General features: G+C 74.7%; 6 protein-coding genes. 3 read left to right on the top strand and 3 right to left on the bottom strand.

All coding sequences use genetic code 11. The features are described 5' to 3' along the window. Positions 1–241: 241 nt before the first annotated feature. Both O4J56_RS31665 and O4J56_RS31660 read right to left on the bottom strand, forming a co-directional pair. The gene (locus O4J56_RS31665; protein ID WP_270690900.1) at positions 242–1,114 is read right to left on the bottom strand and encodes an NAD(P)H-binding protein; all 873 of its coding nucleotides are present in this window, start codon (positions 1,112–1,114) and stop codon (positions 242–244) included. Next, a complete protein-coding gene (locus tag O4J56_RS31660) occupies positions 1,111–2,082 on the bottom strand; it encodes an EamA family transporter (protein ID WP_270690899.1) in 972 nt (323 codons plus the stop codon). The genes O4J56_RS31665 and O4J56_RS31660 overlap by 4 nt, the downstream gene beginning before the upstream one ends. Before the next feature lie 94 nt (positions 2,083–2,176). Between O4J56_RS31660 and O4J56_RS31655 the strand changes: the two genes are divergently transcribed. Together O4J56_RS31655 and O4J56_RS31650 are read left to right on the top strand one after the other, a co-directional pair. Beyond that, positions 2,177–2,692, top strand: coding sequence for a MarR family winged helix-turn-helix transcriptional regulator (locus O4J56_RS31655; RefSeq protein ID WP_270690898.1), 516 nt, complete (start codon positions 2,177–2,179; stop codon positions 2,690–2,692). Between the two features lie 860 nt (positions 2,693–3,552). Continuing rightward, on the top strand, positions 3,553–4,491 hold the full coding sequence (locus O4J56_RS31650) for an MBL fold metallo-hydrolase (RefSeq protein ID WP_270690897.1): 939 nt from the start codon (positions 3,553–3,555) through the stop codon (positions 4,489–4,491). Between the two features lie 84 nt (positions 4,492–4,575). Here the strand turns inward: O4J56_RS31650 and xylA are convergent, their stop codons facing one another. Next, positions 4,576–5,739, bottom strand: a complete 1,164-nt coding sequence (xylA, locus tag O4J56_RS31645) for a xylose isomerase (RefSeq protein WP_270690896.1) — start codon at positions 5,737–5,739, stop codon at positions 4,576–4,578. Positions 5,740–5,849: 110 nt separating this feature from the next. Here xylA and O4J56_RS31640 point away from each other — a divergent pair. Continuing rightward, positions 5,850–6,512: ROK family transcriptional regulator (locus O4J56_RS31640; protein WP_270690895.1), on the top strand; the 663-nt coding region annotated here is incomplete at its 3' end.

The following is a 6,512-nucleotide window of genomic DNA, read 5'->3' as shown; positions in this document are numbered from 1 at the left end:
GAGCCCGCGCGGATAGGCAGGTGCGCTCCGCGTTGATCTCGGGAGAAACGACGCTTCCGGGCCGGGGCCCGGCGGCCGTCGTCGGTCCGGATCCGGTTGCGCTGGGTATCGCGGCCGACGCCGACCTCTGCCGACCCTGTCGGCGATCCCGACGCGGCGGCCGTGGCGCAGACCGGGTGCCCGCAGGCGCCCGTGCCCGGTGCGGCGGCCGACCCCACCGGGCGTGCCGGGCACGGGCGCCTCACCCGCCGAACGCCGCCGCGTTCGCGCGCGCGAAGTCGGCCACGCCCTGCGGGGGCCGCCCCAGCAGCTCCCCGGCGTCCGGCGTGGTGAAGTCGCCCCACCCCCGGGCGAAGGCGGCCGAGTACTCGCCCACCATGTCCGCGATCCACTCGTCGGCCCCCACCGCCAGCAGGGCCGCGCGCTTGTCGGCCGTGGACACGGGCCGGTAGGCCACCGGCCGCCCCAGCGCCTCCCCCATCCGCTCGGCCGCCTCGGCCAGCCCCAGCGACTCCGGACCGGTCAGGGTGTAGGCGCGGCCCCCGTGCACGCCGGGCCCATCGGCCAGCACCCGCGCCGCACAGGCCGCCACATCGTCGGCGGCCACCATCCCCAGCCGCCCCTGCCCCATGTCCATGCCGAACCCGCCGGTGGCGCGCACCTCGGCCGCCTCGCCCAGCAGGTTGTCCATGAACCACATGGGCCGCAGCAGCGTCCACTCCAGCCCCGAGCGCTGCGCCTCGGCGTCCGACAGGGCGTGCAGCCGCCCGCTGCGGGTGGGCGCGTCGTGGGCGGCGCCCACCGCCGACAGGCGCACCACCCGCCCGGCCCCCGCGCTGCGGGCCGCCCACATCGCGTTCATGCTGTGCTCGGGCGCCCGCGGCCCGTTGGGCACCAGCAGCCACACGTCCTGCACCCCCTCGAAGGCCGGGCCCAGCGTTGACGGGCGCCCCAGGTCCCCCGCCACGACCTCGGCCCCGGCGGCGCGGGCCGCATCCGCCTTTGCGGGGTCGCGCACCAGCGCGCGGATGCGCACATCGGCGCCCTTCAGGTGCCCCATCAGGGCGGTGGACACGGTCCCGGTGGCTCCGGTGATCAGCACGGTGCGGGTCATCTGGGTGCTCCTCCTCGTTCGGGCCGTGCGGCCGCTCGGTGGTCGGGTTCGGACGGGAGTTCGGGTGCGCCGCGGCGGGGCCGCAGCCGGGGGTCGAGCTGGGCGGCGGCCACGGCCGCCAGCGCCAGGGCGAACCCGGCGCCCTGGCTGCCGGACAGCTCCTCGCCGAGCAGCAGGCCCCCCAGCGCCGCGGCCACCACCGGGGACAGCAGCGGAAGGAAGGACACCGCCACCACGGGCAGGCGGCCGATGCCGTTGAACCACAGCGGGTAGCTGAGCCCGGCGCCCACAACGCCCAGCCACAGGTACCCCGCCACGGCGCGCGGCTCGGCCAGCCCCGAGGGCACCCCCTCCACGGCCAGGGCCAGCGGCAGCAGCACCAGCCCCCCGGCGGTCAGCTGCCATGCGGCGAAGGCGGTCGGCCCCACCCCCTCGGGCCGCCCCCACCGCTTGGTGAGCACGATCCCGGCGGCCAGGCACACCGCCGCGCCGATCCCGGCGGCGACGCCGACGGGGTCGAAGGGGACCGGCCCGGCGCCCACCACCAGGGCGACCCCCGCGATCCCGGCCAGGGCCCACCCCAGCCGCCAGGCGGTGGGGCGCTCCCCGAGCAGGGCGAAGGCCAGGGCGACGGCGGCCAGCGGCTGCACGGCGGTCAGGGTCGCGGCCACGCCGCCGGGCAGCCGGTAGGCGGCGGCGAACAGCAGGGCGAACAGCGCCCCGATGTTGAGGGTGCCCAGGGCCAGGGCGCGCCAGGCCCAGTGGCCGCGCGGCAGGGTGCGGGTGGCCGCGAGCAGGACGAGGCCGGCCGGCAGGGCGCGCAGCACGCCGGAGGCCAGGGGCTGCCCGGGGGGCAGGAGCTCGGTGGTGACCAGGTAGGTGGTGCCCCAGGCGGCGGGGACGGCCGCGGTGAGCGCGGTCAGGCCCGCCCGGGCGGCGGGGGTGTCGGGCGGTCGGGGGGAGGGCACAGTCGACCTCTCAACATTGAACTGTTTAGTATTGAGAAATGTAGGCCGACTGGTACCGTGCCGTCAAACCCTTCAACGTTGAGAGGAACCGGCCGTGCGCGACGCCGTCGACCGCATCCTGCACCAATGGGCCCACGCACGCCCCGACCTCGACCCCGCCCCCATGGGCGTCCTCGGCCGCCTCACCCGCCTCACCCGCATCGCGGAGACCCGCCTCAAGACCGTCTTCACCCGCTACGGCCTCGAACGCGGCGAATTCGACGTCCTGGCCACCCTCCGCCGCGCCGCCGCCCCCGAAGGCATGACCGCCGGAGCCCTCGCCCGCGCCACCATGGTCACCTCCGGCGCCGTCACCAACCGCCTCGACCGGCTCGAAGCCAAGGGCCACATCACCCGCCGCACCGACCCCGACAACCGCCGCACCGTCATCGTCGCCCTCACCCCCCAGGGCCGCGACCTCATCGACCGCGCCGTGGCCGCCCACCTCGACAACGAGCACCGCCTGCTGTCCGCCCTCACCCCCGACCAGCGCGACGACCTCGCTAGCACCCTGCGCACCCTCCTGGTCAGCCTCGGCGACACCGCCGACGACGACCCCCCACTGGACTGAGCCGCCCCCGGGCACCCGGCTGCGGTCCCGGCCGGGTGGCATGCCGCCTGGGCACATGGTTGATGACGGCGAGGGGGAGGCGGCCCGTGCGGCAGCGCTGTCGGGTGCGGCGCGTGTGGGTGGCCGCCGTGGAGGGCGGCGACGGCCAGAACTCGGCGGTTCCCCGGCTCTGTCTGCCGTCCGTCTGGCCGCTCGCGGTCCAGGTGGCGACCGGGCGGGCGCGTGGGTCTCCCGCGTTCGTGGCGGCCGCCGCCCCGGTGCGCCCCTACTCCGCGATGATCTCGACAGGAGTGCTGTCAAAACCGCCGGAATGGCAGCACCTTCGTCGAGATCATCGCCGAAGGGGGCGTGGGTGGCGGATCGGGTCGTGATATCGACGCCTGATCTGCCTGAAAGCGTCGATTTCACGACGCAGGATGCCCGCCCCCTCTCCCGTTGTCTGTTATGCCCGGTATGTACCACCTGGGAGGCCCTCTCCGCCGTGATCTCGGGGGAAACGGCACTCAGCGCGGACGGGAACCGGGGGGCGTGGGCGCCCCCGCACCGCCCACCCGGACGGCGAGCGGCCTGCCACCCGGGCGGCAGGGCCGGGGAACCGCCCCGCTCACTCCGTCGCCGCCCATCACGCTGACCACGCACACGCCCCACGGCCGACAGCGCTGCCGCACGGGCCGCCGGCCTCTCCTCGCCACCGCCCCACACCCCGGCGCCCCGCCGCCCGGCCGGGAACCCCGAGCGGGGCACCACCCCCTCGCAACACCCCATCATCCGACCGAACCCACCGCCCCCGCCCCGCATCACACTCCGTGAACACACGCAACACGGGCCCCACACCCGCAACACGAACAGGAGAACCCGCCTTGCCCACCGGCGACCTCACCCGCCGCACCCTCGGCCGCATCGCCCTCGGCGCCCTCACCGCAACCGCCCTGCCCGCAACGGCCGCCACAGCCGCCCACGCCTCCACCACCCCCGGCACCCCCTACTACGACCGCGCCCGCCGCCTCGCCGCCGACGACCCCGTCCACCCGGCCCTCGCCAACGCCCTCCACCCCGCCCCCATCCCCCCGCCCCCGCCCACCCGCATCACCGACGACCTCGCCGTCCTCAGCGTCGGCTTCGTCCACGCCATGGCCCTGACCACCGACCGCGGCATCGTCCTCTTCGACGCCCTCGAAAGCCCCGACGACGCCCGCACCACCATCGAACCCGGCCTGCGCGCCCTCGGCGCCGACCCCGCCGACATCACCCACATCGTCATCACCCACGGCCACTACGACCACTTCGGCGGCGCCCAGTACCTCGCCGACCGCCACGGCGCCCGCGTCCTGATGTCCCCCACCGACTGGGACCTCGTCGAAGCCGACGGCCACGAACACGCCCCCCGGCGCGACATCGAGACCACCGACGGCCACCGCCTCGACATGGGCTCGGCCACCATCACCCTGCACCACACCCCCGGCCACACCCCCGGCACCATCTCCGCCCTCTTCGGCACCCGCGACCGCGACCGCCCCCGCACCGCCATGCTCTGGGGCGGCACCAACCCGCCCACCACCCCCGGCGAACTGCGCACCTACCTCGACTCCATCGCCGCCTTCCGCCACCGCATGCACACCGCCGGAGCCGACATCGAACTCTCCAACCACCCCAACGACCACGGCCTCCAGCGCATGCAGGACATCCGCGACGACCCCGACGCCCCCAACCCCTTTGTCCTCGGCCGCCACCGCACCGACCGCTTCATGAAGGTCATGGACCTGATGATCCAGGGCCGCCTCGCCGACGCCCAGGCCTGACCCCGCCACCCCCGCCCCGCACAACGAAAGGCCCCGGGCCCCCGCACACCGGGACCCGGGGCCGAACCGTGCGGCGCCGCGCGGCTACCCCCGCACACCCAGCAGGTGCTCGGTCGCCAGCTGGTCCAGCCGCTCGAACCCGTACCCCCGCTCCCGCAGCTCCTCCACGTCCGGGTCCACCTCGGCCAGCAGCGCCTTCAGCGGCTCCCCCTCACCCAGCGTCGGCTCCGCCAGCTCACCCACCCGGGAGGCCTCCAACGCCTCGGCCACCTCCGGATCCGCCCGGAACGCCGCCGCCTTCTCCCGCAGGATCAGGTAGTTGCGCATGCACGCCTGCGCCGACACCCACACCCCCTCGTCGTCCTCGGTCCGCGGCGGCTTGAAGTCGAAGTGCCGCGGACCGGAGTACCCCTCCCGCTCCAACAGGTCCACCAGGAAGAACGCCTCCCGCAGATCACCGCCGCCGAACCGCAGGTCCTGGTCGAACTTCACCCCCCGCTGCCCGTTCAGGTCGATGTGGAACAGCTTGCCGTGCCACAGGGCCTGCGCCACCCCGTGCACCATGTTCAGCCCCGCCATCTCCTCATGGCCCACCTCCGGGTTCACACCCACCATCTCCGGGTGCTCCAGCTCCCCGATGAACGCCAGCGCATGCCCCACCGTCGGCAGCAGCACATCCCCCCGCGGCTCGTTCGGCTTGGGCTCCACCGCCAGCCGCAGGTCATACCCCCGCTCCCGGATATAGCCGCACAGCAGGTCGAAGGCCTCCTTCAGCCTCTCCAGCGCCGCACGCCCGTCCTTGCCCGCCTCCGACTCGGCCCCGTCCTGGCCGCCCCAGCACACGTACGTGCGCGCACCCAGCTCCGCCGCCAGATCGATGTTGGCCGCCGCCTTGCGCAGCGCCAGCCGCCGCACCCGCCGGCTGTTCGACGTGAACCCCCCGTCCCGGAAAACCGGGTCGGTGAACAGGTTCGTGGTGGCCATCGGCACCACCACCCCCGTCTCCTCCAGCGCCGCACGGAACCGGCCGATGATCCGCTCCCGCTCGGCCGCCCCGGTCCCCGCCGGAACCAGGTCCTCATCGTGGAAGGTCACCCCCCACGCCCCCAGCTCCGCCAGCCGGTGGACCGCACGCACCGGGTCCAGCGGCCCGCGCACCGCCGACCCGAACGTGTTCACCCCCTGCCAGCCCACCGTCCACAGCCCGAAACTGAACCGGTCCTCGGCACGGGGGCGGTACACGTCCATCACAGACCCTCCAAAAGGGGAACGACCAACGACGACCCCATTAGTCTGGTCACCGAACAAACCCCGCGTCAATGCCCCCCCCCCCCGCACACCACCCCCACAATGGACCCGTGACCACCACCGACCGCCCCACCACCAAACACACCATCCGCGCCGCCAACCTCGGCCTCATCCTGCGCACCCTGCGCACCCACGCCCCCTGCTCCCGCGCCCACCTCGCCACCGCCAGCGGCCTCACCAAATCCACCGTCTCCAGCCTCGTCGACGAACTCACCACCGCTGGCCTCATCACCCAGCACGGCCCACACCACACCCCCACCGCAGGCCGCCCCGCCCTCCTCCTCGGCCCCGACCCCACCCGCCGCGCCGTCCTGGGCATCGAAGTCAACGCCGACTACCTCGCCGCCTGCGCCCTCGACCCCACCGGCGGCGAACTCCTCACCCTCCACACCGACTACGACACCCGCACCACCACACCCGCCCACACCGCCCAGGCCACCGCCCACCTCATCCACCAGGCCCTCACCCACCCCGCCCTCGCCGACCGCACCCTCCTCGGCACCGGCATCGCCATCCCCGCCCTCATCGACCCCGCCACCCACACCGTCCTCACCTCACCCCCACTCGGCTGGACCCACGTCCCCTTCACCGACCTCCTCCCCCCGCCCCCACGACCCACCGGCCCCCACCTCACCGGCAACGACGCCACCCTCGCCGCCCTCGCCGAACACCGCTTCGGCCACCTCGCCCACACCCCCGACCTCATCTACCTC

Origin of the sequence: Nocardiopsis endophytica, assembly GCF_027706725.1 — a bacterium.
In the GTDB taxonomy this organism is placed as follows: domain Bacteria; phylum Actinomycetota; class Actinomycetes; order Streptosporangiales; family Streptosporangiaceae; genus Nocardiopsis_A; species Nocardiopsis_A endophytica.
The sequence above is the reverse complement of the archived record's forward strand: the minus strand, read 5'-3'. Positions and strand labels throughout refer to the sequence as shown.